The organism is Pseudogemmobacter bohemicus (genome assembly GCF_003290025.1).
Classification (GTDB): domain Bacteria; phylum Pseudomonadota; class Alphaproteobacteria; order Rhodobacterales; family Rhodobacteraceae; genus Pseudogemmobacter; species Pseudogemmobacter bohemicus.
On the sequence record NZ_QNHG01000001.1, the window covers coordinates 1,387,319 to 1,409,848 of the forward strand.

At 58.3% G+C, this 22,530-nt stretch carries 27 protein-coding genes, 3 tRNA genes and 2 pseudogenes; 12 read left to right on the top strand and 20 right to left on the bottom strand.

The window, feature by feature from the left end; all coding sequences use genetic code 11:
* Window positions 1–168 (top strand): transposase (locus DRF71_RS06570; protein WP_157970990.1); only part of this gene is annotated, 168 nt, incomplete at its 5' end.
* A gap of 281 nt (window positions 169–449) precedes the next feature.
* On the opposite strand, the gene DRF71_RS06575 is transcribed toward DRF71_RS06570, so the two are convergent.
* From DRF71_RS06575 to DRF71_RS06605, 6 genes are all read right to left on the bottom strand, one after another.
* Window positions 450–965 (bottom strand): hypothetical protein, encoded by a 516-nt coding sequence (locus tag DRF71_RS06575; RefSeq protein ID WP_157970950.1) that lies wholly within the window; start codon window positions 963–965, stop codon window positions 450–452.
* Between the two features lie 312 nt (window positions 966–1,277).
* Window positions 1,278–1,354 (bottom strand) — tRNA-Asp (locus DRF71_RS06580).
* A gap of 32 nt (window positions 1,355–1,386) precedes the next feature.
* Window positions 1,387–1,463, bottom strand: a tRNA-Asp gene (locus DRF71_RS06585).
* A gap of 130 nt (window positions 1,464–1,593) precedes the next feature.
* Window positions 1,594–2,436 carry a pirin family protein gene (locus tag DRF71_RS06590; protein ID WP_112309653.1) on the bottom strand — a complete coding sequence of 281 codons (843 nt, stop codon included), beginning with the start codon at window positions 2,434–2,436 and terminating at the stop codon, window positions 1,594–1,596.
* 531 nt (window positions 2,437–2,967) lie between these two features.
* Window positions 2,968–4,323, bottom strand: a complete 1,356-nt coding sequence (locus DRF71_RS06600; RefSeq protein WP_006473457.1) for an IS1380-like element IS1247 family transposase — start codon at window positions 4,321–4,323, stop codon at window positions 2,968–2,970.
* A gap of 54 nt (window positions 4,324–4,377) precedes the next feature.
* On the bottom strand, window positions 4,378–4,572 hold the full coding sequence (locus DRF71_RS06605) for a hypothetical protein (RefSeq protein WP_112309655.1): 195 nt from the start codon (window positions 4,570–4,572) through the stop codon (window positions 4,378–4,380).
* 275 nt (window positions 4,573–4,847) lie between these two features.
* Here DRF71_RS06605 and DRF71_RS06610 point away from each other — a divergent pair.
* A tRNA-Val gene (locus tag DRF71_RS06610) sits at window positions 4,848–4,923 on the top strand.
* A gap of 256 nt (window positions 4,924–5,179) precedes the next feature.
* Window positions 5,180–5,821: a DUF2726 domain-containing protein gene (locus DRF71_RS06615; protein ID WP_112309656.1), complete on the top strand. Its 642-nt coding sequence runs from the start codon at window positions 5,180–5,182 to the stop codon at window positions 5,819–5,821.
* Between the two features lie 6 nt (window positions 5,822–5,827).
* On the opposite strand, the gene DRF71_RS06620 is transcribed toward DRF71_RS06615, so the two are convergent.
* Window positions 5,828–6,022: a hypothetical protein gene (locus DRF71_RS06620; protein ID WP_112309657.1), complete on the bottom strand. Its 195-nt coding sequence runs from the start codon at window positions 6,020–6,022 to the stop codon at window positions 5,828–5,830.
* Window positions 6,023–6,323: 301 nt separating this feature from the next.
* Here DRF71_RS06620 and DRF71_RS06625 point away from each other — a divergent pair, with 301 nt between their 5' ends.
* Window positions 6,324–6,887 (top strand): GNAT family N-acetyltransferase, encoded by a 564-nt coding sequence (locus tag DRF71_RS06625; RefSeq protein WP_198672081.1) that lies wholly within the window; start codon window positions 6,324–6,326, stop codon window positions 6,885–6,887.
* Window positions 6,888–6,905: 18 nt separating this feature from the next.
* Here DRF71_RS06625 and DRF71_RS06630 read toward each other — a convergent pair whose 3' ends face one another.
* The 3 genes from DRF71_RS06630 to DRF71_RS06635 are packed head-to-tail and all read right to left on the bottom strand — an operon-like array spanning window position 6,906 to window position 8,551.
* Window positions 6,906–7,808 (bottom strand): ADP-ribosylglycohydrolase family protein, encoded by a 903-nt coding sequence (locus DRF71_RS06630; RefSeq protein WP_157970951.1) that lies wholly within the window; start codon window positions 7,806–7,808, stop codon window positions 6,906–6,908.
* A 47-nt stretch (window positions 7,809–7,855) separates the two neighbouring features.
* Window positions 7,856–8,236, bottom strand: coding sequence for a hypothetical protein (locus DRF71_RS27260; protein ID WP_157970952.1), 381 nt, complete (start codon window positions 8,234–8,236; stop codon window positions 7,856–7,858).
* A gap of 18 nt (window positions 8,237–8,254) precedes the next feature.
* On the bottom strand, window positions 8,255–8,551 hold the full coding sequence (locus DRF71_RS06635; RefSeq protein ID WP_112309660.1) for a hypothetical protein: 297 nt from the start codon (window positions 8,549–8,551) through the stop codon (window positions 8,255–8,257).
* Between the two features lie 98 nt (window positions 8,552–8,649).
* Between DRF71_RS06635 and DRF71_RS06640 the strand changes: the two genes are divergently transcribed.
* Together DRF71_RS06640 and DRF71_RS06645 are read left to right on the top strand one after the other, a co-directional pair.
* Window positions 8,650–8,991 carry a helix-turn-helix domain-containing protein gene (locus DRF71_RS06640; protein ID WP_112309661.1) on the top strand — a complete coding sequence of 114 codons (342 nt, stop codon included), beginning with the start codon at window positions 8,650–8,652 and terminating at the stop codon, window positions 8,989–8,991.
* A 102-nt stretch (window positions 8,992–9,093) separates the two neighbouring features.
* Complete coding sequence (locus DRF71_RS06645; protein WP_112309662.1) at window positions 9,094–9,276, top strand: hypothetical protein; 183 nt, start codon at window positions 9,094–9,096, stop codon at window positions 9,274–9,276.
* A gap of 206 nt (window positions 9,277–9,482) precedes the next feature.
* Here DRF71_RS06645 and DRF71_RS27265 read toward each other — a convergent pair whose 3' ends face one another.
* From DRF71_RS27265 to DRF71_RS06675, 6 genes are all read right to left on the bottom strand, one after another.
* Complete coding sequence (locus tag DRF71_RS27265) at window positions 9,483–9,662, bottom strand: hypothetical protein (RefSeq protein WP_157970953.1); 180 nt, start codon at window positions 9,660–9,662, stop codon at window positions 9,483–9,485.
* A gap of 44 nt (window positions 9,663–9,706) precedes the next feature.
* The gene (locus DRF71_RS06650) at window positions 9,707–10,963 is read right to left on the bottom strand and encodes a tyrosine-type recombinase/integrase (RefSeq protein ID WP_112309663.1); all 1,257 of its coding nucleotides are present in this window, start codon (window positions 10,961–10,963) and stop codon (window positions 9,707–9,709) included.
* Window positions 10,964–11,521: 558 nt separating this feature from the next.
* The gene (locus DRF71_RS06660; protein WP_112309665.1) at window positions 11,522–13,267 is read right to left on the bottom strand and encodes a hypothetical protein; all 1,746 of its coding nucleotides are present in this window, start codon (window positions 13,265–13,267) and stop codon (window positions 11,522–11,524) included.
* Between the two features lie 4 nt (window positions 13,268–13,271).
* Window positions 13,272–13,796 (bottom strand): bifunctional DNA primase/polymerase, encoded by a 525-nt coding sequence (locus DRF71_RS06665; RefSeq protein WP_112309666.1) that lies wholly within the window; start codon window positions 13,794–13,796, stop codon window positions 13,272–13,274.
* Between the two features lie 5 nt (window positions 13,797–13,801).
* A complete protein-coding gene (locus DRF71_RS06670) occupies window positions 13,802–13,993 on the bottom strand; it encodes a hypothetical protein (RefSeq protein ID WP_112309667.1) in 192 nt (63 codons plus the stop codon).
* A 750-nt stretch (window positions 13,994–14,743) separates the two neighbouring features.
* Entirely contained in the window at window positions 14,744–14,989 is a 246-nt protein-coding gene (locus tag DRF71_RS06675) for a beta family protein (RefSeq protein ID WP_112309668.1), read from the bottom strand.
* A 58-nt stretch (window positions 14,990–15,047) separates the two neighbouring features.
* Here DRF71_RS06675 and DRF71_RS06680 point away from each other — a divergent pair, with 58 nt between their 5' ends.
* Window positions 15,048–16,724 carry a DUF6119 family protein gene (locus tag DRF71_RS06680; RefSeq protein WP_112309669.1) on the top strand — a complete coding sequence of 559 codons (1,677 nt, stop codon included), beginning with the start codon at window positions 15,048–15,050 and terminating at the stop codon, window positions 16,722–16,724.
* A gap of 44 nt (window positions 16,725–16,768) precedes the next feature.
* Here the strand turns inward: DRF71_RS06680 and DRF71_RS06685 are convergent.
* From DRF71_RS06685 to DRF71_RS06695, 4 genes and pseudogenes are all read right to left on the bottom strand, one after another.
* Window positions 16,769–17,494, bottom strand: a pseudogene (locus tag DRF71_RS06685) (IS5 family transposase).
* 316 nt (window positions 17,495–17,810) lie between these two features.
* Complete coding sequence (locus DRF71_RS27270; protein WP_157970955.1) at window positions 17,811–18,776, bottom strand: hypothetical protein; 966 nt, start codon at window positions 18,774–18,776, stop codon at window positions 17,811–17,813.
* A 230-nt stretch (window positions 18,777–19,006) separates the two neighbouring features.
* Window positions 19,007–19,306, bottom strand: coding sequence for a type II toxin-antitoxin system RelE/ParE family toxin (locus DRF71_RS06690; RefSeq protein ID WP_112309670.1), 300 nt, complete (start codon window positions 19,304–19,306; stop codon window positions 19,007–19,009).
* Window positions 19,303–19,584 carry a type II toxin-antitoxin system ParD family antitoxin gene (locus DRF71_RS06695; RefSeq protein ID WP_112309671.1) on the bottom strand — a complete coding sequence of 94 codons (282 nt, stop codon included), beginning with the start codon at window positions 19,582–19,584 and terminating at the stop codon, window positions 19,303–19,305. The genes DRF71_RS06690 and DRF71_RS06695 overlap by 4 nt, the downstream gene beginning before the upstream one ends.
* Window positions 19,585–19,965: 381 nt before the next feature.
* Between DRF71_RS06695 and DRF71_RS29220 the strand changes: the two are divergent.
* The 5 genes and pseudogenes from DRF71_RS29220 to DRF71_RS27285 all read left to right on the top strand — a co-directional run.
* Window positions 19,966–20,097, top strand: a pseudogene (locus DRF71_RS29220) (DUF6538 domain-containing protein); the annotation flags it as partial.
* Between the two features lie 500 nt (window positions 20,098–20,597).
* A complete protein-coding gene (locus DRF71_RS27280; RefSeq protein ID WP_157970957.1) occupies window positions 20,598–20,873 on the top strand; it encodes a hypothetical protein in 276 nt (91 codons plus the stop codon).
* Complete coding sequence (locus tag DRF71_RS06705; protein ID WP_112309672.1) at window positions 20,870–21,508, top strand: tail assembly protein; 639 nt, start codon at window positions 20,870–20,872, stop codon at window positions 21,506–21,508. The genes DRF71_RS27280 and DRF71_RS06705 overlap by 4 nt, the downstream gene beginning before the upstream one ends.
* Window positions 21,508–21,855: an HNH endonuclease gene (locus DRF71_RS06710; protein ID WP_112309673.1), complete on the top strand. Its 348-nt coding sequence runs from the start codon at window positions 21,508–21,510 to the stop codon at window positions 21,853–21,855. The genes DRF71_RS06705 and DRF71_RS06710 overlap by 1 nt, the downstream gene beginning before the upstream one ends.
* Complete coding sequence (locus tag DRF71_RS27285; protein WP_157970958.1) at window positions 21,842–22,495, top strand: hypothetical protein; 654 nt, start codon at window positions 21,842–21,844, stop codon at window positions 22,493–22,495. Before DRF71_RS06710 ends, DRF71_RS27285 begins: the two co-directional genes overlap by 14 nt.
* Window positions 22,496–22,530: the final 35 nt, after the last annotated feature.

A 22,530-nucleotide genomic window follows, 5' to 3' on the forward strand; every position in this document is an offset into this window, starting at 1 on the left:
GGGGTCGACATGACCATCTACACCCTGCGCAACATGGTCGAGCGCTGCTTCAACAAGCTGAAAAACAGCCGTCGGTTGGCAACCCGCTACGACAAAACCGCAGACAGTTTCCTCGGCTTCGTAGACGTTGCCTGCATCAGGCTATGGCTTCGCCATTTGTCAACATGACCTAGCGCTTATGATAGTCTTACTTGACTGCTATACTGCGGCTCTGATCCATGCAATTCCAGCCGATTGCGACGGGCCCGTTTATGAATAAGAATAAGACGTTCGACCTTTTGGAGCGATCCCATTTTCTCCCTTAACCCCTTTTCCCCCATCCCGGCTAGTCTGTGTGCAGGTAGCAGCAGGAAGGTAGGAAAGGTAAAAAAGGTATTAAGGGGGAAAAGCTATATTACAATGACTTAGCTATAGGGGTTATGCCCCTTATTCCCCCTTAATCCCTTTTGTCATTCATCTGAAGCATCAAACAGGTCGATCAGCGTGTAATAGGTGGCGGATCGGCCGTTTGTGGTAATCGTTTCAGAATGGATACGGGGCGGCGACTCTCGTTGCAGCGCCTCAACTGCCTCCTTGACCTGCTTCGCGTTCAGGTTCTTCCGCTGATACTTGTTCGTCACCTTGTTCGCCAGATCGGTATGGCTGACGCGCACCCCGCCCATTGCGTTGATCGCGGCCACCAGTTCATCGCGCAGTTTCTGAGCCTTCAACGCCTCCTCTGCCTGCTCGCCACTGGAGAAGACGAAAAGCACAGTCGCCTCCCAATAATCCATCCACGCATCGGCGGCGTTCAGGTGATCAACGTCAATGCCCTTCTCTCGCTTGAGAAGGGCAAGCAGGGCTAGGGAGCCCGCCGGGCCTATCTCCAGCCATGTCTGGACCGGGTTCCGCAGGTGGACGATGGCAGTGATGATGTGCCCGGCTATCCAGCGCCGTCGCTGGTGCAGGAAGGCCCTGAGCGTCACCGGGGCCTCCTCTTGCGTCACGGACGGGATGAAGGCAGAGCGGTGGCCCAGGATTGCCGTCGCGGGGGGCTAGTGTGGGACGCCCGGCTGCCCATATTGTCATTGCCACCCGGATCTGATGCCTGGCGTGGCTGTCTTTGCACCTGGTGCTGAGGGGCGAAGTCTCCGGCGGGCGTATTTGGCGGTGGTGTTTGGCGGGCGTGTTTGAGCCGGGATGAAAGCACATTCTCCCTGGTGCAAATACACAGAATCCCTGGTGTAAATACACAGATCAGCCCGGTATGGACCGGTCCTTGCAGATATTGGGTAAAATGGCGCGGTTGACGGGGCTCGAACCCGCGACCCCCGGCGTGACAGGCCGGTACTCTAACCGACTGAGCTACAACCGCGCTATCATCCCTGTTCGCATCCGGAAAGCAAGTGGCGCGGTTGACGGGGCTCGAACCCGCGACCCCCGGCGTGACAGGCCGGTACTCTAACCGACTGAGCTACAACCGCGCTTTTGGTCTCTTGCTTTCCCGGCGAACCGGGCGTGGGGGGCTAGATACCTGGGGCTGGGGTCCCCGTCAAGCGGCGGATTGAGGAAATTTCACCATCAGCCCCGCCGCCCGCCTTTTTCCGGCAAAAGTCACTTTTCCGGCGCCGGAATGAATTCGTGATCATCCTGCGGCGGCAGCCGGAAACGGCCATGCGCCCAGTCGCCGGCGCGCCAGGCCTCTTTCGCCGCCTCGATCCGGTCTTTCGACGAGGCCACGAAATTCCACCAGATGTAGCGCGGCCCGTCCATGGTGGCGCCCCCCAGCAACATGATCCGAGCGCCCTGATCGCCGGCCTTTACCGAGACCTGATCGCCGGGGCGGAAAACCAGCATCCTGCCCGCCCCGAATACCTGGCTACCGGAAATGACCTCACCCGTCAGCACATAGACACCCCGGTCTTCATGGTCATCGGGCAGCGGAATCGCGGCGCCGGGCGCCAGCACCGCATCGGCGTAGAAGACCTCGGACGGCATATCGAGATCCATCCGCGCCCCCCAGGCATGGCCGAGGATGAGGCGCACCTGTTTGCCCTCGCCCTCCAGCTCGGGCAGGCGCGATTTGTCGACATGGGTAAATCCGGCGGGGTCATCCTCGCGGTCTTTGGGCACTGCAAGCCAGGTCTGAAGCCCGAACATCGACAGCGGCGCGCGGCGGGCTTCGCCATCGGTGCGCTCGGAATGGGTGATACCATGGCCGGCCATCATCCAGTTCACCGCGCCCGGCTCGATCCATTGATCGGTGCCGAGGCTGTCGCGGTGATGGAGACGCCCCTTCAGCAGATAGGTCACGGTGCCGAGGCCGATATGAGGATGCGGCCGCACGTCGATTCCTTCGCCCGTCAGGAATTCGGCCGGCCCCATCTGGTCGAAAAAGATAAACGCGTTTTCCTCACCATAGCAAGGAATGCTGCGAATACGGCAGAGAAGTTGCATCGGCCGGGGCAATAGAGGCTAAAGCCCGATCGGGGTGGCATCCAGTCTTCAAGCATGCGGATCAGGCAGCCTACGGCAATGTCGTCCGCCACGTCCTGCTCATGGATGAATGTCACCCCGGTGCCTTTCAGCACTGCCATGCGGGCAGTTGCCGCTTCCCCACCGGCCTGTCGGCCGCAAACTAAAGCGCATAAAGCGATTGAAGCAGTGCAAGCCCGGCAGCACGGTCAAGCGCGACCCCAAAGCTTGTCGGGTCAAATGCGTCATCCTTACCGACCAACACCACGTATGATCGCAGGTCTTCCTTCAACCTGCATTCCCCAAGTGGCGTGTCGTTTGAGGTGAAGATCGCCTGTATCCGAGCGCTAGACAAGGATTTTCTGCCGCAAGCGGCACCTGCGGTCGCGCAGACTGCTGGATCTGGACGGATCAGACCGCGAAGCCGCTGTTTCCTTGCCCAGGGGCGGCGTTTTTCAGCGCAGCGGACAGATCTGTCCAGCCGCTTTCGTTCAGTTTGAGCGTGGATCGCGATCATGCGCATAGCGGTGGCGCTCGCAATCGGCGGATAGCGGCGAGGATGGCGCGTACCATCGTGCCGGTGACAGCGACCTCGGCCAGCTGGAAGGTGATGGTGCGGGCGTGACGGACCACACGTGCCCCGATCTTGATCAGCTTCAGTTGCAGGCTGGTCAACGACCAGTCGGCCATGGCCTCGGGCAGCTCGATGCAGCGCAAGAAGGTGGCCAGGTTGTACGCCAGGGCGTGCAGTTGCAGCCGCACCTCATTGTCGCGGAACTTCCGGCACGACAGCCGCGTCCAGCGAAAGGCGTATTTGCCCTCTTTGATGTGCTGCTCGGCGGTGCCGCGCTGGTTGTAGAACCGCACCACCCAGTCCGGCTCCATCGGCAGGTTGGTGACGATGAAGCCGACACGCGGGAACAGTTCGCCCGGATGCCATTCGATCTTGGCGATCACCCGGCGTTCCTTGTCCCAGGACGCCGCCTGATACTCGAATTCCTCGAAGAACCGCTTGACCTTGGTCAGTGACGGCCGCCCGACAGGGCGCGTTAGCCGATGCGCGATCTTGTCCTTGAGGACCGCGTTTGCGGGCAGCCGGATGGCGTAGAAGAACCGCGCTTCTTCCAATCGCTCATAGATCGCCGGGATCGCGTAGGCAGCATCGGCCCGGAAGAACCTGCCACCAAGGTCGCGCTCCGCGTAGCGCGCAATGACGGGGTCGAGAACATCACGCCAGCCATCGGCGCTGTGGACGTTGCCATGGCGCAGGGCGCAGCGTTCCAGCATCCCGAACTGGTTGAACAGAAAGTTGGGGTGATAGCAGCTACAGTCGAAATGGCCATTCCAGGCAGACCCTTCCTGGTCGCCATGGGTCGGGCTGACCGAGCTGTCCATGTCCAGAACGATGTACTTCAGCCCGTTACGGTCATGGAACCGGTCGATCCATTGCCCGTTCAGGTCGGCCAGCGCGGCACGGTTCCCGGCCAGAGCCAGCGTCTCGGTCTCGAACCGTCCCATCTGCGATGCCGAGGCCGCTTGTGCATCGACCGCTCTGCCGCCGACAACTTGGCGCATGACCGGATCGCAGGCGAGACGGTTGGCGTCGTTGACATCCTCGTATCCGGCCAGCCGCCCAAAGACTGATTGCCGGAACAGGCCGTCGAGCCGATGGACCGTGTTCTTGCCAGAGCGAGTATCGCGCAGCGCCGCTGACGCCAAATCGGACAACCCGAGCGCGTCATCAAGCTCGCGCATCACCAGAAGGCCGCCGTCGGAACTGAGCTGCGTGCCGCGAAATTCCAGCCGCACGCGAGGGTCGAAATCCACCCGATCTGCCCGTTGCAAGCCCGCACCCTCTGGGTGATCCATGAAACGCGCCCCTCGCAGCCTTCAACACCATGTTTTATATAGGAAATATAATGGTCAGGACAGCGAAATCAGCGCCTTACTTGGGAAATGTGGGATAAAAGGTCCGACCATCTGCCGCTCGACCGAAGGGAGCGCGCGGCGCACCTCGAACCCGCCCAGATCGCGTGCGCGCGGCACGATGACGGAGGCAATGGAATCGACCTGATCGCCGACAGGGATCGAGGGGTCGAGGGCGGGGTTCCAGCTCATGGCTTGCCTCCTGGGTCTGGTATGATGGTCAGATGCGGTGGTCTGGCGGAATTGCGGTTGGGGGCGTTTCGGCTCCGCCCCGCCTGGTCTCAGAGCAAAGAGTAATCACCTTCCCGCGCCGTTTCACCCCCGGCAAGCTGCGGGAGGGCTGTTCACCCATGCACATCAGCAAGGTTTTTCCGGTCGGGTCATGCAATTCACCGCAGGGCGGGCCAGTCATACCCGCGAGAAAGGCTTGCACCCGCGCCGCGACCGCGTTACGCCCCCGCAAAGGCGGGCGGTTAGCTCAGTTGGTAGAGCGCTTCGTTTACACCGAAGATGTCGGGGGTTCGAGTCCCTCACCGCCCACCATGTTTCCGAGCGTTTTATAATATATTTTACAGTATCTTAGAGCCCCCCCTTCGGGCTTCTGGACATCTTCGGAAATGCCCAGAAGATGTCACGCGGTCACCGCGCGGTCACCGGATTTCGGGACAGGGTGGGCAACCTGGTCACCCGAAATCCGCCCGTCACATCGCGAATCCCATCCCGTTTTCAGCGCCCCCTCCGGTTGAACCCAAGCTGGCATTTGTGCCATTGATCTGATCAAGCTTGAGATGGTGCTTTTATGGAAGTTTTTCTAATCGTTATTCTAATCGGTGCTGTGGCTGCGCTGAAGTTTTCCGGAGGCTTCAGAAAGTCGGGCGGCTACCGTGGCGGGTATAACCGATACAACAGGCGCTCGGACCAGCCAGCTTCGTGGCAGGACCGTCAGAGGCCCGCTGACGGTAAGGTAACGGTCGAAGAACAACTGTCGGCGCTCAGAGCAACCAACATTTCCGCGCGCCGCCCGATCAACAAATCTGCCTACCGCATCCTCGTGATGATTGAGCGCACGCTGAAAGCCGAGGCACCAAGGGCGCGCGTGATGGCAGAGGTTGGCATGGGGGCCTTTCTTTCCACACGAGGCGCAGTCGGCCTGACGACACAGGACAAAATGGCTTTTGGCGCATTCAACGCCAAGCGCGTCGATTTCCTCGTGATCGACGGCTTTGGCGAACCATGCTTTGCTGTCGAGTATCAGGGCAGCGGCCATCATGTTGGTGATACGGCTGCAGCGCGTGATGTACTGAAACGCGAGGCTTTGCGGCTTGGAGGAGTGGAATTGGTCGAGATCCACGCTCACACAAGTGAAGAAGAGCTGCTCGCTCTTCTCACTGGGGCGGTTCGCCGCATGAATACACGCCCGAAGGCCAGAGCCACCGCATAAGTAAACTCACAGGCTGAGCACCAGGTTGACGCGCAGAACCGTGTCCGTGCCTTCCCCGACTTTCGCCAGCGCCGCCACGAAGTCGCGCAGGCCGCTGCCCGTCTTCGGCGCAGCATCGCCTTCAATCTGCCATTCGACAAGCTGCGGCATTGCCAGGGTCACCGTGGCCCAGGTCGCACCGTCGGATTTGGTCTTCGTCATTGTTACGGCTCCTGCTCTGTCTTGATTTATGCCGGAAAATTAGCAGGTTGCCGGGATGGAGCACAAAAAGGGCCAATGCGGTTTGCCGGAGATATGTGGCAGTTCAGGGACAATGGGCTGAGGATGGGGCTCCCCCTCATGCATGAGGCCCTGCGGTGCGCCTACACTGGCTACACGCGCTACACTTGACGGCTATGTCAGCTATGCGGGACAGAGCGGACGGTCGCGCTTTGTGATCGTGGCCACTATCGCAGAATTGAGCTATCCCACGCGATAGCCAATGCAAGACGGAGGTAGGAACTTGGCAGAGCGCTTGACCACAACGACTTTTGAAACGAAGCGCTTCAACATGAGGGCGATTTTGCGTTCCGATGCTAAAGCGCTCTTCGGCACGTTTTCCGACGAAGCTCAGTGCCGATACATGTCTCAGCCACATTTTACGTCGGTTGAGCAATTGGCCGATTGGCTGACTGATAGTGAATGGCCAGGGCGAACATGGGTCGCCATAGACAAGTTAGACGGATCCCTCGCAGGTCGTTATGTCGCATCTCCTGGGCGAGATGATGGGGTTCTGGAACTGGGATATGTGACCACAACTGGTCGGCAGGGTCATGGTGTGGCGACAGAATGCATGACTGCATTGGTCGATCATCTATTTATGGAGGGGGGGGTTCGCCGCCTCTATCTCGAAATTGATGCTGAAAATCTGGCATCGGTTCGACTCGCTGATCGCTTGGGGTTCACATGCGAAGGTTGCCTGAGGCAGCACGAAATAACCCACAAAGGTCTGTGCGACATGCTGGTATATGGCCTTCTGCATACCGAGTGGTTGAACCAAACCTTGCAACAATCGAATGGCTGCTAAGGGCTCAAACCACCATCCTCACCCCATTTCCAGCAGTCGCCCCGCGATCCCGTCGATCCGTTGCCTTTGCGCCAGCGCGTCCAGCCAGTCCGCCGGAATGCTGTCGACACCGTAGCGCGCCCCTGCAATCTGGCCCGCGACTGCCCCGGTCGTATCGGCATCATGGCCGAGATTGACTGCGGTCAGCACGGCATCAGTAAAGCAGCTGCTGCGCTCCACGGCCCAGAGCGCCGCTTCCAGCGTATCAAGGACGAAGCCGGTTGACGGCGGCTCGGTCTCGCTGTGCCGCCGGGCCACGCGCTCGTGGATTTCAGGACAGATCTGGATCGGGACCGTCTCAAGCGCCTCGGCAATCGCGACATCCCATGCCTCGCCCGCGATCAGGCGCGCGATCAGGCGGGCTGTGAAGGCGCAAGCCCATTTCGACAGTTCCGAGGCATGCGTGGCACGGCTTTGCGCTGTAGCGACTGCTCCTGCGTCCCAGTGATCCCGCCAATGGCGGATGGCAGCCGGTGCGACCCGCATAAGCGCGCCATTGCCATCCGAGCGCCCGCCCGGCATCGGCGGCGCAGGATAATCGCCCGTGCGACGGTATTCGCCCAGTCGGTAAAGCGTGTACTGGCCGATGCCGACCGCTTTGCCCGTGCTGCTGTTATCGCCATGCCCTGCCCAGCGACAAAAGCGGTTCAGCATGTCAATCACGTGAAACTCGCGATGCGCCAGCAGGGATTCCGCGAGGCAAAGCGCCATCGCTGTGTCATCGGTCCATGCCCCGGCTGGCAGATCGAAGCGCCCGCCCGCCTGCATGCCGGTGACCGGCGGGAACGAACCACGCGGCAGAAATTCCACCGGTGCGCCGAGCGCATCGCCGACAGCAAGGCCGAGCAGCGCGCCTCGCGCGCGGTCAACAACATCGGTCATCAGTGCCACCATGTTTGTTCAATGCTACTTAAAACACTCGCGCGTAATCAGAGGTGATCTTTGCGGCGGCGACGCGCTGCGGCCAATGAAGCACGATGTTCTTTCATAGCCAAATTGCGCTCCCAATTTTTTTCGGCCTGCCTTCTCTCGTATGCTTCAATCTCGCGCTGTCCGGCCAGATAGTCTGGACCGTAAGGCGGAAGACTATGCTGACGCCGATAATTATCTCTCCACTGCTCTAATGCGATTTGTTTTCTTCGCTCCACTGCAATGCGCCGGGAAGCTTTCTCATCCCGTAATTTACGCTCGGTAAGTTTGCGTCTGTACTCTCGTCCTTCGCGGCGTTGATTGGGCGTCCATTCGATTTCTCCCCAATCTACCCACATGAAGACAAGAAAAACGACTACGATAAGAACGATAAAAAGCATTCCAACTCCTTTACTCGCTCACCGATGCCTTGTGTCGAATTGGGTGATCCCGAGATTTGTCTGGCAGGTGGTGCTTGCCCGTGCCCCGGGAGGATAGCCTGACGCGTAGACCGGGCGGTAAACCGGGGCAGTCACTGCCTGCTGGTGCAGATCGCGCATGGCATTTTGCTGCATCGCCAGCAGCGCGCAGGCTTCCCGGATCCCAGAGCGGCAGGCCTTGACCGGGTCACCGGGCAACGGCTTCCGCTCGACCGGCGGGAAGCAGCCCGACAGGGCCACAGTGGCACCGATCATCAGGTATTTGATAGCCTTCATGTCGGTTTACTCCAAAAATCAGAACTTCACTTCAATTATCTAGGAAATTCAAAGCACAGTCGATTTATACTGTCAATCTATGAAGCCTAATCCGCATCATGGACAGCGATCTCAAACACTTCATCGCCGGGCAGGTCCGCACCGCCCGCAAGGCGCGCGGCATTCAGCAGGCGCGGCTGGCCGAGGCCATCGAGCGCACAGCCGAGGCTATCTCGAATATCGAACGGGCGAAGTCGCTCCCCGCACTCGACACGCTCATGGCGATTGCGAAAGCGCTGGAGGTGCCGCTGCGGGACTTTTTCCCGGAAGGTGATGCGGTCGAGACCAAGAGCCCGAACAGGATGCGGCTGGAGGCCGAGGCCACGGCGCTGCTGCGGGGACTGAGCGATGAGCGCATGAAGATCGCGCTCAGCCAGTTGAAAGCTTTGGGCAGCGCGTGAGGCAGCGCTGAACAGACCTTGACAGCTTGCGTGATTAAAATGAACATTTAGAGAACATACTACCTTCACACCCTGCCGCAGTTCAACTTTGGAGTCGCCCGAATGTTGAAATATATCTACCCGGACGGAACGCACTGCTATCGCGCAATTCATTCTGCTCACGCGGTTTTTCGGAATCCTGAGGGCAAGCTGATCGCGAGAGCCGAGAAGGCTGACCGCTCAGGAATGTATGAGTTCGAGATAAAGGGATTTGAGATATTGGGGCCGGGAGTGGTCTACGACTGATTAGCGCTCAGCGCGCCAAATCAACGCTCCTGACCTGCTTCCCGAGGTCACAACGCCCCCGGTTCGACACATCCTCCTGCGACGCTACACACAGGCGCGCGGCGGGGATGGGGGTATGCATCCACTCTATCAGTGCGCCCGCCCCCGGTATCCCCCTGCTGCATTGCCCATACCCGCGCGGCAGGACTAGGGGGGATGCCCCGGCCTCACGGTGCCACTGTGACCCGCCAGCGCCCATTGGCAAAGATCCCGTCGCAGGCGAGGCACCAGTCGATATAGCCGATCTCGATGCCGAGGATCGCCTCAAGCCGGGCGGCGGGGAGGTCGATCTCGTCGCCGCTCATGGTATCGGTGACACGGTATCGCCGGGGCGCGGAGAGGACCACCGGAGCGCCCTCCCCGCCTGACCCAGGTATGGACCCCGCCCGCATCAGCGCAGGCCCCCGGAGGCCGCGCCATAGGCCTCGTCGAGCAGCTGCAACGCGCCTGCGCCGCCGCGCACGGCTTGGGTATAGTGCCCCAGCGTCACCGCCGGATTGGCATGCCCGGCCAGTTTCGCCACCAGCCCGACCTCGACGCCCTGCGCCTGCAAGGTCGAGACGAAGGAATGCCGGGCACTGTGATGCGTCACATAACGCGCCCCTGCCGCCTTCAGGCCGGGCTGCCAGTATCGCCGCAGGAAATTGCTGTAGAGGATCGCGGAACCGCTTCCCTCGGGCCGCTGCGGCCATGCGCGCTGATGGCCGGGGCCGCAGAAAACCCGGTACAGACGGCCCTCGCGGCGCGGGCAGATCAGCTTCCATTCTAGCAGCATTTTACGCAAAGTCGCGCAGATAGGGATCTCGCGCTCACCGGCTTCCGTCTTCGTCGCAAGCGTCATGCTGCCATCGCGCTCCTGCACCCGGCGAATCTGGATCACTCCGGCGTCGAGATCGACATCCTCCCACAAGAGGCCCAGCTGCTCAGAGGCCCGGACGCCGGTCAGGAAGGGGAAGGCATAGAAGATGCCGCGCGCGGGGTCGGTCTTGGCATGGTCGAGCAGCTGGGCGACTTCTGCGGGATCCAGGATCGACTTTTTCGGCTTCTGCTTCCGGCGCACCAGATTGCTCGGCATCTTCGGCACCGGGACGCCAAAATCCTCCTCAGCCAGCGCGAGGATCGACTTCAGCATGCCCTTGACCTCCTTCGCGCTGAACTCGCCCACCTCCTCGCGCAGCATTGCATGCCAGGCCCGGATTTCGGCAGTGGTGAGCTCGCTGAGCTTCTTCGCGCCCAGCATCTGCAAGACCTTCGCATCGCGATGCGGCTTGACGCCGGTCGCGGTGAACACCGCCCGCTCTTTCGGGCTGCCCTGCAACAGCGGCCCGGTGATCAGGCGGCACAGGATCGTATAGGTCTTGCGGGTCTGGGGCTTGATGTCGGGGGTCTTGACGCCCAGCCAGTGGGCGACCGCCTCGGCCACGGTCGGATTGGCATTCGGATTGAAATAGCGCTGGCCCTTCATCGCGGCGACAATCCGGTCGCGCTCGGCCTCGGCCTCGGCTTTGGTGGCGAAGGAAAGACGGCGCTTTTTGCCGGTCTCGGGGCAGAGCCAGTTGACGGAATGGAGGCGCTGGCGCTGGACCTTGCCCGAGGCGAGCGGGCGCTTGCGGTTCCAGATGCCGAGCCGGACGGTGGTATCGGTCATGGCGGTGTAAGTCCTTGATTGCGGGGCGACTGATCTAAGGAAAACACGCCCGAAGATGTCGCACAATTTATTGAAAACACTCGTGAATATGCGCAGCGGTGACCCTGTGATGACCGCGCACCAGGGCGCGACCGAAGGTGAATGGCAGGCGGGAGGCCGGAAGAGGCCGGAGAGGCATTCCGAGGCCCGTCACAGGTATTCTGGCGGCTCAGCGAGGCCTGTCAGACGGGCCTCAGGGCGACCGGGAGGGCGAGACGAAGGGTGATGTCGTGGGGCTGGATTCCATCGCCATCGACGAAGATGTCAGGGCAGCGGCAGGGCTGAGCGCCAGGGCGACGGCGACACCGCGATCAGGCGACGCCGCCGCCTTCGGGCTCTGATACCCCCCATAATGGTCTGCATGGGGGGCAGGACTGTCGGCAATCAGGGACCCGGAAACACGGGCGCGCGGCAACCGAACGGTGTCATCCTGCCAAGTGCAGATCATGTAGATCGTGTAGATCCGGGCAGACCTCTGGACATGGCCCCGCCCTGATCGACGGCGGGGCCATATAGCGGTCAGAACGGCGGCAAATCCTTCTCCGGATCACCGAGTTCACGCGCCAGAGCAAGACCGGCATCGGAGAGCCGCAGATTGATGATCTGACCGTTTGCGGTGCGCGGCCCGTCATCCACCTCAAGGCCGATTTTGCGCATGCTGGGCTTAAGCCGCTCGATCTTCGACGACAGCGCCGAGGGCGAGGCAGGCAGGCCCTTGCCATGATTACGGCCACGGGCATGCAGCAGGTCGAACAGCTTCCCGAAACGACCGCTGAAGGCGTTGTCAGGCGCATCCAGCAACATTTCCAGCAGGGCAGCCGTCAGCGTGTCATTCACAACCGATTGCGCCATCAATTGCTGCTGCACTTTTTCAAGCACCTCAAAGATTGCACCCGTCTGGAAGCCGGTGGCCGGTTCCGCCGCGAGCAGCCAGTGCGCGGCATCCGCCATTCGGAAGGTTTTCGGTGCCTCCACCTCATTGATGCGCTTGAGCGCCATCGACACGCAGTCATAAAGATAGCCGAGGAAGCCCGGGCTGAGCCGGTCAAGAGCTGCCTGCATTTCACGCTCGGTCTTCCGCTTTTCCGGGCTGATCGCAGTCAGATTGAGCGGGATCGAGCGATCCTGCAAATCTGCGCGCGGCGCGTAGTTGCCGATGCCGTTGAGGATCACCGGACGGCGAAAGACAAACGTTTTTTGCTCATCATCGGTATAGAGCTTACGCGCCGAAAACGCCCCGCCGGTGGCGATGGTGCACAACATATCGGATTGGTCGGGGCTCAGATGGGACAGATTCTCATAGTTCAGCAGCCACTGCCCCTGTGCGTTGATCGCCATATCCTGTTCGCTGCGCGGCATCCGCAGCTTATCAGCGACATTGGGGTCAATGATATCCTTCACAAGCTTGGCCGTATTCGATTTTCCGGACCCATGTTCACCGTGGATCTGCAAGACAAAAAACGGCCCCATCGGATTCAATGCGCTGATACAGAACGCGATCAGCAGGCAGAAATTGACCTGATCCATCCCGAGGAGGTTGCGGAGCTCCTCGGAATCAAAGCCATCTTCCGGTTGCGGCAAGGCCCCAAACGTCCCGTGCGGGCGAATGAAATTCACCGGCACCTCATCCGTAACCGAGTACCCGTCGGCATTGATCCTGATCGCCCGGTTGGTCTCATCACCGAGATCAACGTAGACCTCACCTTGATACCCGGCGACACGGATATGAACCTGCTCGGTCGGGCTGTCGAAGAGCGCCACCGCCTCAAAGTGATCCAGTGCCTCACTGATCGCGGCGCTGGCAGGCGGCTTCCCTGTCTTCCGGAAGTACTGGCGACGCAAATAGCCTCTCAGCGCGTCGCTTTTGACAGGATGGATCATTTGACCACCACCTTTGCCGGGGATCGCACAATAAGTCTCGCCCAGTGAGGTGCGGAACAATCGCATTCCGGTACTTTGAACCGCATCGATGATCTGTTCGGACTGCTTTTTATCACCATCATCAGAGCCGCCACCGCGCAGGTGGAGGCCTTTTGCGACGCCAGAGCGCACCATCTCCGGAAATTCCTTGCCGAGATTACCGGGGTAGTCTTCCGGCAGCAGGCTAATGCCGCTGCCGCAAATCAGATCCTCATCCTGCGTAACAGGCAGGAGTTCGTTTACGAATTTCATCCCCGGCTCATGCGCGGGCGACCCTGCCGTCAGCGCCAAGGCATTGGGGCTGACCAATATCTTGGCCAGCAGGTTCAGTTTTACAGTTTTCATGTTTTCAGACCTCGATGATCGGAAGGTTTTCAATCCCGACCGAAAGCAGCGGCTCGCCAATCCATTCATAGGGGCGCTCCGTGCCGGGGTGGATCGTTGGCGGAATGACGAGGGCACAGCCCTTGCCGAGCAGTTCGCCGACATGGACTTTGCTGCCGTCCGAAGCCTCGATGTCGAAGGCAATTTTAGCCTTCTTCATCTCGCCCCGGATGCGAACAAACCAGGCCATGCCACGGCTGCCAAAGCGACCGCAGCGCGGATTACCCAGCATGAATTGAGCCGCGCGCACGAAGCGGTCGTCATCAATATCGAGCGCAGCAAGCATCGTGCCATCGGGCAAAACCGTGCCGAGGCGCAGGCAGAGCCCCTGATCCGCATATTTGGCGGCCCATTTCTCGTAGATGTCCGGCGGCAGTTCCGCATCCGGCTTGTTCCAGTCCTTCACCTTCGGACCTTTGGTGCCGGGCGTGACGGGGCGGGGTTCGAAACCCGCCTCCTTGTAGGCCCGGTATTCGCTTGCAAAGATCATGGAGGTCACGGCTGCGCCTCCCCGCTCTTCGCGATGGCAGCCAGTACCTCAACGGGGCTGACCAGCAGGCGTTTGTTGAAGACCGCGTAGCTGGGGATGAGACCCAGTTTCACGGCACGGCGCAGAGCATGCGCTTTGATCCCAAGCTGCGCGGCAGCCTTCGGGATCGTCTTAAGTTCACAGGATGATTTCATCATCTGAGCCTCAAACTGAGGCGGAGGCGGAACAAAGCACACGCCCCCGCAAAATTGCGACGGAATGCGCTTCAGCCAGAGACGATGAGCGTCTGTGGTCGATGGTAGCTACCAAAGCTACCCGGGCCGGCGTAGTTGACCAAATTTGACGTATTTAAAGCTTACGTCTGGATGCAGCTTTTCTAGAGCCCTGGCGCGGCTACCGCAACACTACCCCCGTGAGGCACGGATGCAGGGCAACATATTGACGGCCCATTGTCAAGCTGTCCAGATTTTGTGTGCATGATGGATAGGTCGGCATCCCGAGCTCCGCCCGCGCCTACATCGCCTACACTGCCCGCACTTACACGGCTCCACATCGGCCCAGTCTCACGGAAGCACGGTGAAGTCGTGAGCCGAAAATGACGGCGATGTAGGCGATGTAGGCAGTGGAGCGGCTGGGTATGTGAGGCACATAGGGCGGAAAGGGCCCGACGGCGGTACGGCGTGTCGCCCGCAGCAAACCTTAGAAGGCAGTCATCTGAGCGCGGTGCAGCGATCACTCTGCTCCGAGCATCGTGACGGGCGGAACGGCGCAACGAGCGGCCCCATGGAGTTCTTCAGCACCCTGTTAAAAAACTTAGGCTAACCGCAGCCGGGTGCGAGTTAGATCGAGTTTCGAACAGGGATCGTATTCGTGCGAAAACCGCTCCAATCGGTACTTATGATAGGGCCAACTGATCTGAGTGCTCGGCGACGGCATCTTCCTCGAACTCAATGCCCTGACATGGCACCCATGTCCCTAACGATCCTGACTAAGTGATGCGCGGTGTTCAGTTCCCGCCAGCCAGTCGCGTCGCCGCAGGTATCGGTTAGCCCTTCTGCGTTGCGCCACACACGGTCGTCCGCAAAGGAGAAGCCCCTGCCGCTGTACTCCTTCCACTCAATGATCTGCTTGCAGAGTTCCGCCTGAGTGACCGAAATAGACGCGTCTTGATAAACTTGCAGAAAGCGTTTCAACTGAACAGTGTATTGCCCGAGCCCTGACCGGCTAGTCTATGATTTTGAGGTGCCACAGATGCCGCGAGACAAACACTATCAATTTAACTTGCGGCTTCTCCGCCCCGGTCGTACCGCCAACACTGCCTTCGGGCCGAGCTTTTCCCCCGGAGAACCCCGCGAACTCGAACAAAGACCTTGGGAGGGGATTGAAGGCGCATCTCTTTATGTTGGTCAAATATACAGTAATCCACCAAGTTGGGCTGATTTTATTCGAAACCAAAGCCCTGACCTCCCCGCCGATCTTTTCGCCAGCGGTGCAGGCGCTGTGCTTTTCGTTCCTAGCGGAGGCAGAATACTCGCCATCTGTTTTGGCCACGTTCACATAGCATTAAACGACGACGCATTCGTCAGGCAGTTTGGGCTGAAAGTCACGCTTAATTCGGTATCTCGAGAGCATTTGCGAAGCTTGGACACAGCCACGCCGGATGCCGTGACGGTTCAAAAGCGCGTTCAAACCAGTAAGGACAGTGACTTGCAGGCCTTCGGTGTCGATATGTATCGGGACCTCGCTAGAGTTGCGGCAGGTACTCCTAAGAATAGAGATTTTGCGCAGTTTGTGGCCGGCAAAGACGCTCTGAAAATTGTTTCCAAGGACAAACCTGACGAGTTGCAACTACTCTGCGACAGAGTACTGGAAATGTACCTCAGGGACGATTATAAAACGGACTTCTCTTGGATAGACCGCATGCAAGTAGTCTCTGAGAAGGATGTGATCACGCAACTGGACGCAAAACTGTTTGAAGCGTTGGCCAAGTTGCGCGCAGGTGAAGGTGCGGACCTTCACATGTCACCGCCTGAAATTGTGGATTACACTGAGGGAAATCAGCTTCATTATAATGGTTTCGGAAGCAACGGCACAGATTTTCAGAGTTTGTCAATTGATGACTACATTGGCGAATTGAACCGTTGTCAGTTCGAGGGAGAGGTCTTTGAAATAAAAGAGAATCACTACATTTCAGCCAAGAAGAACAATGAAGAGAAATTTGATCAAAAATGGAAGATCTATGATTGCTTTATTTTTGAAACCTCACTCAGAGATGGCGGCAACGCAAGGCACTACGTTCTGTTCTCTGGATCGTGGTACTGTGTCGATCAGGACTTTAAAGTCGAAGTTGATGCGGCGTTTGACGCCCTTGAGAAGGTGAATATCGTAGGGGCAACCCTTTGCTTAAATGAAAGAGATCTGATTGAAAGCCTTGTAAATTCGAGGAATGATCTCCTGAAGCTGGACCAGGAAAAGATTAATCCGAAAGACGTAAAATACGGAAATCTTGAGCCTTGCGATTTTTTTTCCGCGCGACGTGAATTTATCCACCTAAAAGATGGGCACTCTTCAGGATCAATTAGCCACCTCTGGTCCCAAGGAGTTGTGAGCGCAGAAGCGTTCATATCCGACCATGACTTCAAGGTGAAGCTAAGGAGAATTGTAAAAAGCGAGAGCGATAAGAAGGCATCTGGCATCGCCTTTGAGGAACTCTTGCCCATGGCAGCTCAGAAGCCAGTCAGAGCTGATTTTAAGGTGGTGTATGGCATTATGCGGAAGCCATACAAAGATGGCACCTTGGGTCTGCCGTTTTTCTCCAAGGTAAGCCTTCAAGCCGCCGTTAGAAGATTGGAGGAGTTTGGAATTCCTGTGGCAGTGGAACTCATTCAGAAACCTGCTTCAGACGGCGATACCGCTGGAGACGAGTAGATTTTCCCCTTCAATGGCCCCCTAGGCTCCAGACTCATTAACTCTTAAAGCCAGAAGAGGACGGTTGCGGCGAGTGCGATGGCTGAGAGGAAAACGATGGGACACCTGTCGTGAGCCGTTTGGCCACGCGCCTCCAGTCCTTGAGTCTTCCGAACATGATCTCGATGCGGTTTCGACGTTTGTAGCGGCGCTTATCGTATCGAACTGTCTTCTTGCGGGTTTTCCTGCCCGGGATGCAGGCGCTTATGCCCTTGTCTTTCAACGCATCTCTGAACCAATCGGCATCATAGCCCCGATCCGCCAGCATCCAGTCTGCCTTTGGGAAGCTGCGCAGCAGAGCAGCGGATCCGCTGTAGTCGCTGACTGGTCCGGCTGTGACGAACAGGCTGATCGGGCGGCCTTGCGCATCGGCAACGGCATGCAACTTTGTGTTCATGCCGCCTTTGGTGCGGCCGATCAGCCGTCCGAGCCCCCCTTTTTCACCCGCAGGCCCGAGGCCGTGCGGTGCGCTTTGAGGCAGGTCGCGTCGATCATCAGGTCTTCGGAACGGCTGCCTCGGAAGCAAGCCCGTGCATCATCCGGGCAAAAAAACCACGGTCACTCCAACGCTTTCCGCGGTTGTAGAGGGTCTTCGCGGAACCATACTCCCTCGTAGCATCTCGCCACCGCAACCCATTGCGATTCACAAAGATTATGCCGCTCAGGATACGACGATCATCGCCGCGCGGCTTACCGTGGCTTGTGGGAAAGAATGGTGAGAGCCGCGCCATCTGCGGGTCTGTCGGTCAGAACAGGTTGCTCATCAGAAAGGTCTCATCAGACTCTCTGAAGCACGACAAAGAAGGGCAATCAATGGGTCCTGACCCTTCGGAGCTCTAATCCGCCATGCGCGGTGTGGCTACTGACCGCGCACTAGGCGCCAATGTTCCTGCCTTCGCATCGAACCGCTCAAAGTGGCTCTTGTCTTGTTTTTTAGGGGCCTGCCGATATTTCCCCTGCAGACTTTTCGATGCCTATTTTTGGTCATGTCGAGGTAAATCCATTCGGGGAAAAATTGACGACATGGTCGAGTACATATGTTAATCATTAAGATTCCGGCCAGTACCTCTCACACCAATCTTTGGTTTCCTTCGAGAGAGCCCATGGCATGGATTTCGGACCACAGGGGAACTTATCCAAGGCCCCAACAGTATCTTGAGAAATGGAATGCACCTTTGATTTAGCAATATAGAAAACCAACTCTGGATACATGGCTCCGGGCTCAAAAACACCGTTGCAGCCGTCTATTCGGTTTTCGTGCATGCGTTTCGTTTCGGGATCTCCGCGCCTCGGAAAGCAGGGTCTTTTGTATACTGCGATATTTCGGTGGGTCAGTTTCTCAAGTGTTTCGCGCGCTCCATCATGAAATTGATTAACCAGACTTGGAACAATGATGAACCCGTCAGGGGTGGATGCGACTATGCCGCCAATAATGTATTTTTCGCCGAGGCTGATGACGCTTGTTTGGCTTGATATGTAATAGTACCTTTGCGAGCCGGCGAAAAATATCAGCAGCGTTGCGAATCCGAATGTCAACGCTGCGATGGGCTTTCTTGAAACTCCTTCTCCACGATTTTCGTGATAAAATACAAGTGCAAGCAGAAAAACACTCAGTACTAAAAAAATATAAGCTAGGGAATCTAATCCCATAAAGAATACCAAGAATGATATTAATGATATGATCGATGCGAGCACGCGCGAAACAGTTTCATTGCCGAAGATATACTTGGCAGGACTGCATGTGCCAATGAATGTGAGTGACGCAAAACTTATACGGAAAACGATTGCTATCGTTGCTATGCTTATTGCTGCATGAAAGAATACATCCGACATGCTTCCAACGGACAGAAGCCCCCTCAAGGAGCGAGGTATTTGAAAATAGTATCCGAATGAAAAAACTGTTATGGCGCCGAGTAATACGCTTGCTCCCCGCAGGGCGTCCTTTATGTTCTCTGGAATTTTCTGCCATATCGTAAGGATGAATGCTAGCAGTCTGGAAATTGAATTTTCCATTTCTTCCTCCGATCTGTTGCTCTGAATAGCAGTTATACAGTTCACTCGGATTCCAACTGTGTTCAAGTGTTGCTACTGTCCGAACCGAATACTTTGGACTTCTTGGTGATGTCGCGTTGTCGCTGCGGTGCATCGACCGTCCGCTTCCGGGCATGCGGCAACGCAGCATAAGTCGAGTCCGACTGGCGGTTTTGGGCCGTTTAATGCGCATGAAACGCTCCCGCACCTCCTCAGATACTCGCTTCCCAGTTTCTCCCGCGCGCAACTACGCGCAAAACGGTAACCCGGTCCTCATCAACCCTAAAAGCAATGGTCAGGCGGCGCTCAAAACCGATGATACGCAGATCGGGACGAATATCAGTGCGAAGGTGCCCCCTGTCCGAGCCCATACCGAGACGTTGGCAGAACGCTTCCACCCGTTCGAGATACGCCAGGGCGACAACCGGGGATGCTTCGTCTGCGACCCAATCATAAAGCGCCCTAAGATCCCCGGCGGCTTCCGGGGCAAAGACGACCTGACGCTGCTTCACGAGCGTTCGGCCAGCGCCTTTGCATGGCGCTCGCGGATGGAGCCAAATACCTCAGTCGCCGAAAGGGCGCGGCCCGGATCAGCCTCCATTGCGTCATAAACCGGAGCGACCTCTTCGCGGAGCCAGCGCTCAACGGCAGCATTTCGCTCCTGAAGCGCCCGCAGACCTGCACGGACGACCTCGCTAGCCGAAGCATAGCTGCCAGAGGCGACGAGATCGTCGATGAAGGCGGTATGCTCAGGTGGCAGGCTGACAGTGCGCTTTTCGACGGTTGCCATGAAAGAAGCTCCGATATGGTATGGCAAATTCATACCACAAACTGACAACCATGTCATCTGCCTCATGCAGCATTGGCTCACCCGGTCACCATCCGGTCACCTGCACGAAACTGAACCATATTCGACCGCTTCGCACCAAAGTTAACCTTTGCGCTGCGCGGCTGCCCGATTTTCCGCTGTTCAGTTTGCTTTGCTCAGCTTGAATCTGGTGTCATTTCCTGCGATGCGGTGACAATCCAATTTGTGGCTTTACACCGAAGATGTCGGGGGTTCGAGTCCCTCACCGCCCACCATGTATCCCATTGAAATCGCAAAAACCACTTGCATATCAAGGGTTTTGTCCGCTTCACTGTTACAACTCACGTTACAAACGGGGCTGTAATGGCAGGCAAAGTTCGGCATCTCGTGGACCGCGATGGGCGCTATTTCGCCCGACTCGTGGTCCCTAAAGACCTTCGGAAGGCTGTCGGGAAAACCGAACTTCGCGCCCCTCTGGGCGGCGACTACCGGCAAGCCCTGAAACTGCTGCCGGGCGCGGTGGCGCAGCTTCAACACCAAATTGCACAAGCCGAACGGCAAGCGGTTCCGGCGAACAGTGCAGCCAGCCCGGCCCGCTATCCGCTGGCACCGGATCAGATTGCGCTTTCGCACTACCACCAGCGAATGGCCTTTGATGATGAACTGCGGAACGATATTCGTCACTCCTTCGGGTTCGTGGATGAAGTGCTTGTGCAGCGCCTGCGCGATGCAATGGCCGGGAGGGCCACGGAGGCGGAACTGAACGCACTGATCGGGGCACGGCTGGAGAGTTTCCGCGCTGCTGGCAACCTGACCGCGCTTCCCGGTTCCGACGAATGGCGGCAGATCGCCCGCGCCTTGTGTGTGGCTGAATATGAGGCGCTGGCGCGTGTTGCTGAACGCGATGAAGGCGACTTCACCGGGAAGCCGGATCACCCTTTGCTTATGAACGCAAAGCTGAGGCAACCCCATCCCAAGCGCCTGCATCCGACCCGATGCCGCTTGCCCGGTTCTTCACCGAACTGTTCAGCCGCGCCACAAGCTGGCTGCACTGGCCCCCGTCCGAGGTCTGGAACGCTTCTGTGGCCGAGATCGTCACGGCGCTGGAAGCGCAGGCCGAACGCGAACTGCGCCTTGCAGGCATCCCATCCGACAAAGCCAAGCCCGACGAGAATTATACAGCCGAGCGCCTGCGCCAGATCGAGGAACAGGACCATGACCCTGCCTTTGACCGTGAGGCGCTGCGGGCATTTAAAGCGAGGCACCAATGAGAACGATTCACCTTCACGGCAGCTTGGGCCGTGAGTTCGGCCATAAGATCAGGCTGGCGGTTGATACCATCCAAGAGGCGATGGACGCGCTGCAAGCGAACTTCCCCAAGTTCTTCAACACCATCCGCAAAGGTCACTTCCGGGTGATTGTCGGAAAGACACAGAAGAACGGCTTGGAACTGGATGAGGCCATGTTGCCGGGCTTCAAACTTGGCACCCAAGACCTGTTCCTGATCCCGGTTGTCAAAGGGTCCAAGCGTGGCGGCGTGGGTAAGATTATCGCCGGTATCGCGCTGATCGGTCTTTCTGCCTTTGGTGGCGCTGCCCTTGCTGCGCCCTTGCTTGCCGGTGGCACGACCAGCCTTGGCACCATCGCGGGCGCTTTGGGCACCAGCATGTTGCTTTCCGGCGTGGCGACCATGCTGGCCCCGGAAATGAAGGCCGAGGAAACCGAAAAATCTTTCACCATGACCGGCCCGCAAACCACCACCCGCGAGGGCGGTATCATCCCCATTGCCTATGGTGAGGTGATCACCGGCGGCACCATGATTAACGGGGCGCTGAGTATCCAGCACCGCGAGGAAAGCGCCAGCAACGGCGGGCTGTTTGAGAAGTTCCTCGGGAAGTCGCAGTAATGCCAGCGCCGCCCCGCCTCTGTTCCTGCGGCGCCATTGTTCCGGCTGGTGATCTTTGCGCCTGCCAGCGTGACACCATCCGCGCCCGCAAGCGCCGCCATGACGCCAAGCGCCCGAACAGCCGCCAGCGCGGCTATACGCGCCAATGGGAAGCCCTGCGGGCCGAGTTCCTGCGCCTGCACCCGACCTGCGCCTTCTGCGGGGCCGGGGCTGAGGTTGTGGACCATATCCAGCGCCACCACGGCAGCGTGGCGCTGGTGATGAACTGGAACAACCTGCAAGCCCTGTGCAAGCGCTGCCACGATTCCGAGAAGCAACGCCAAGAGCGGGCCAATGTCGGAACGTGACCTGTGGCAGGAAGTGCTTCGCGCAACGGTTGATGATGCTATTCTTGGCCCCGCATCGGTGGAAAAGCCAATTCAAAAGCGCCGCATCTGTAAAGAGGCGCGTGAATATCTGACGATCGCAAGCAAAGACCTTTATACGGTATGCTTTCTTGCTGGCCTTGATTCAGAGGCAGTTATTGACCGGATGAGTCGCAGAATTGCAGAAGCACCATCTATTGATGAAATCGCAGGAAGTCGCCGCAAATCCCGTGCTGTAATGGTAAAACGCATTACAGAGCGCAAGGGAAGGAAGAAGGCCGCGACATACACATTCAACGGTGAAACCCTCACCGCAAGAGAATGGTCGCAAAAAACGGGCATCCTTGCTTCCACTATCTCGGGCCGAATTGATTCCGGCTGGCCCGTATCTGATGCCCTGACATTATCGGTTGGTGATGGAAGGCGCAGAAGTGTCAGGTATTCCAATGTGCGAAACCAGCCGAGGCGCACCCGATCAGACGTTAGAACCTACACCCATAACGGCGTAGCCCTTACGCTGAATCAATGGGGTGAGCGCCTGAATATCAACCCTCAAACACTGCAATCCCGTCTCCGGGCAGGCTGGACTATGGAAGAGACCTTTGGAACCTCACGCGAGTAAGGGCTTGCCCGCATTGGACAGGCTGCCTCTGTCCG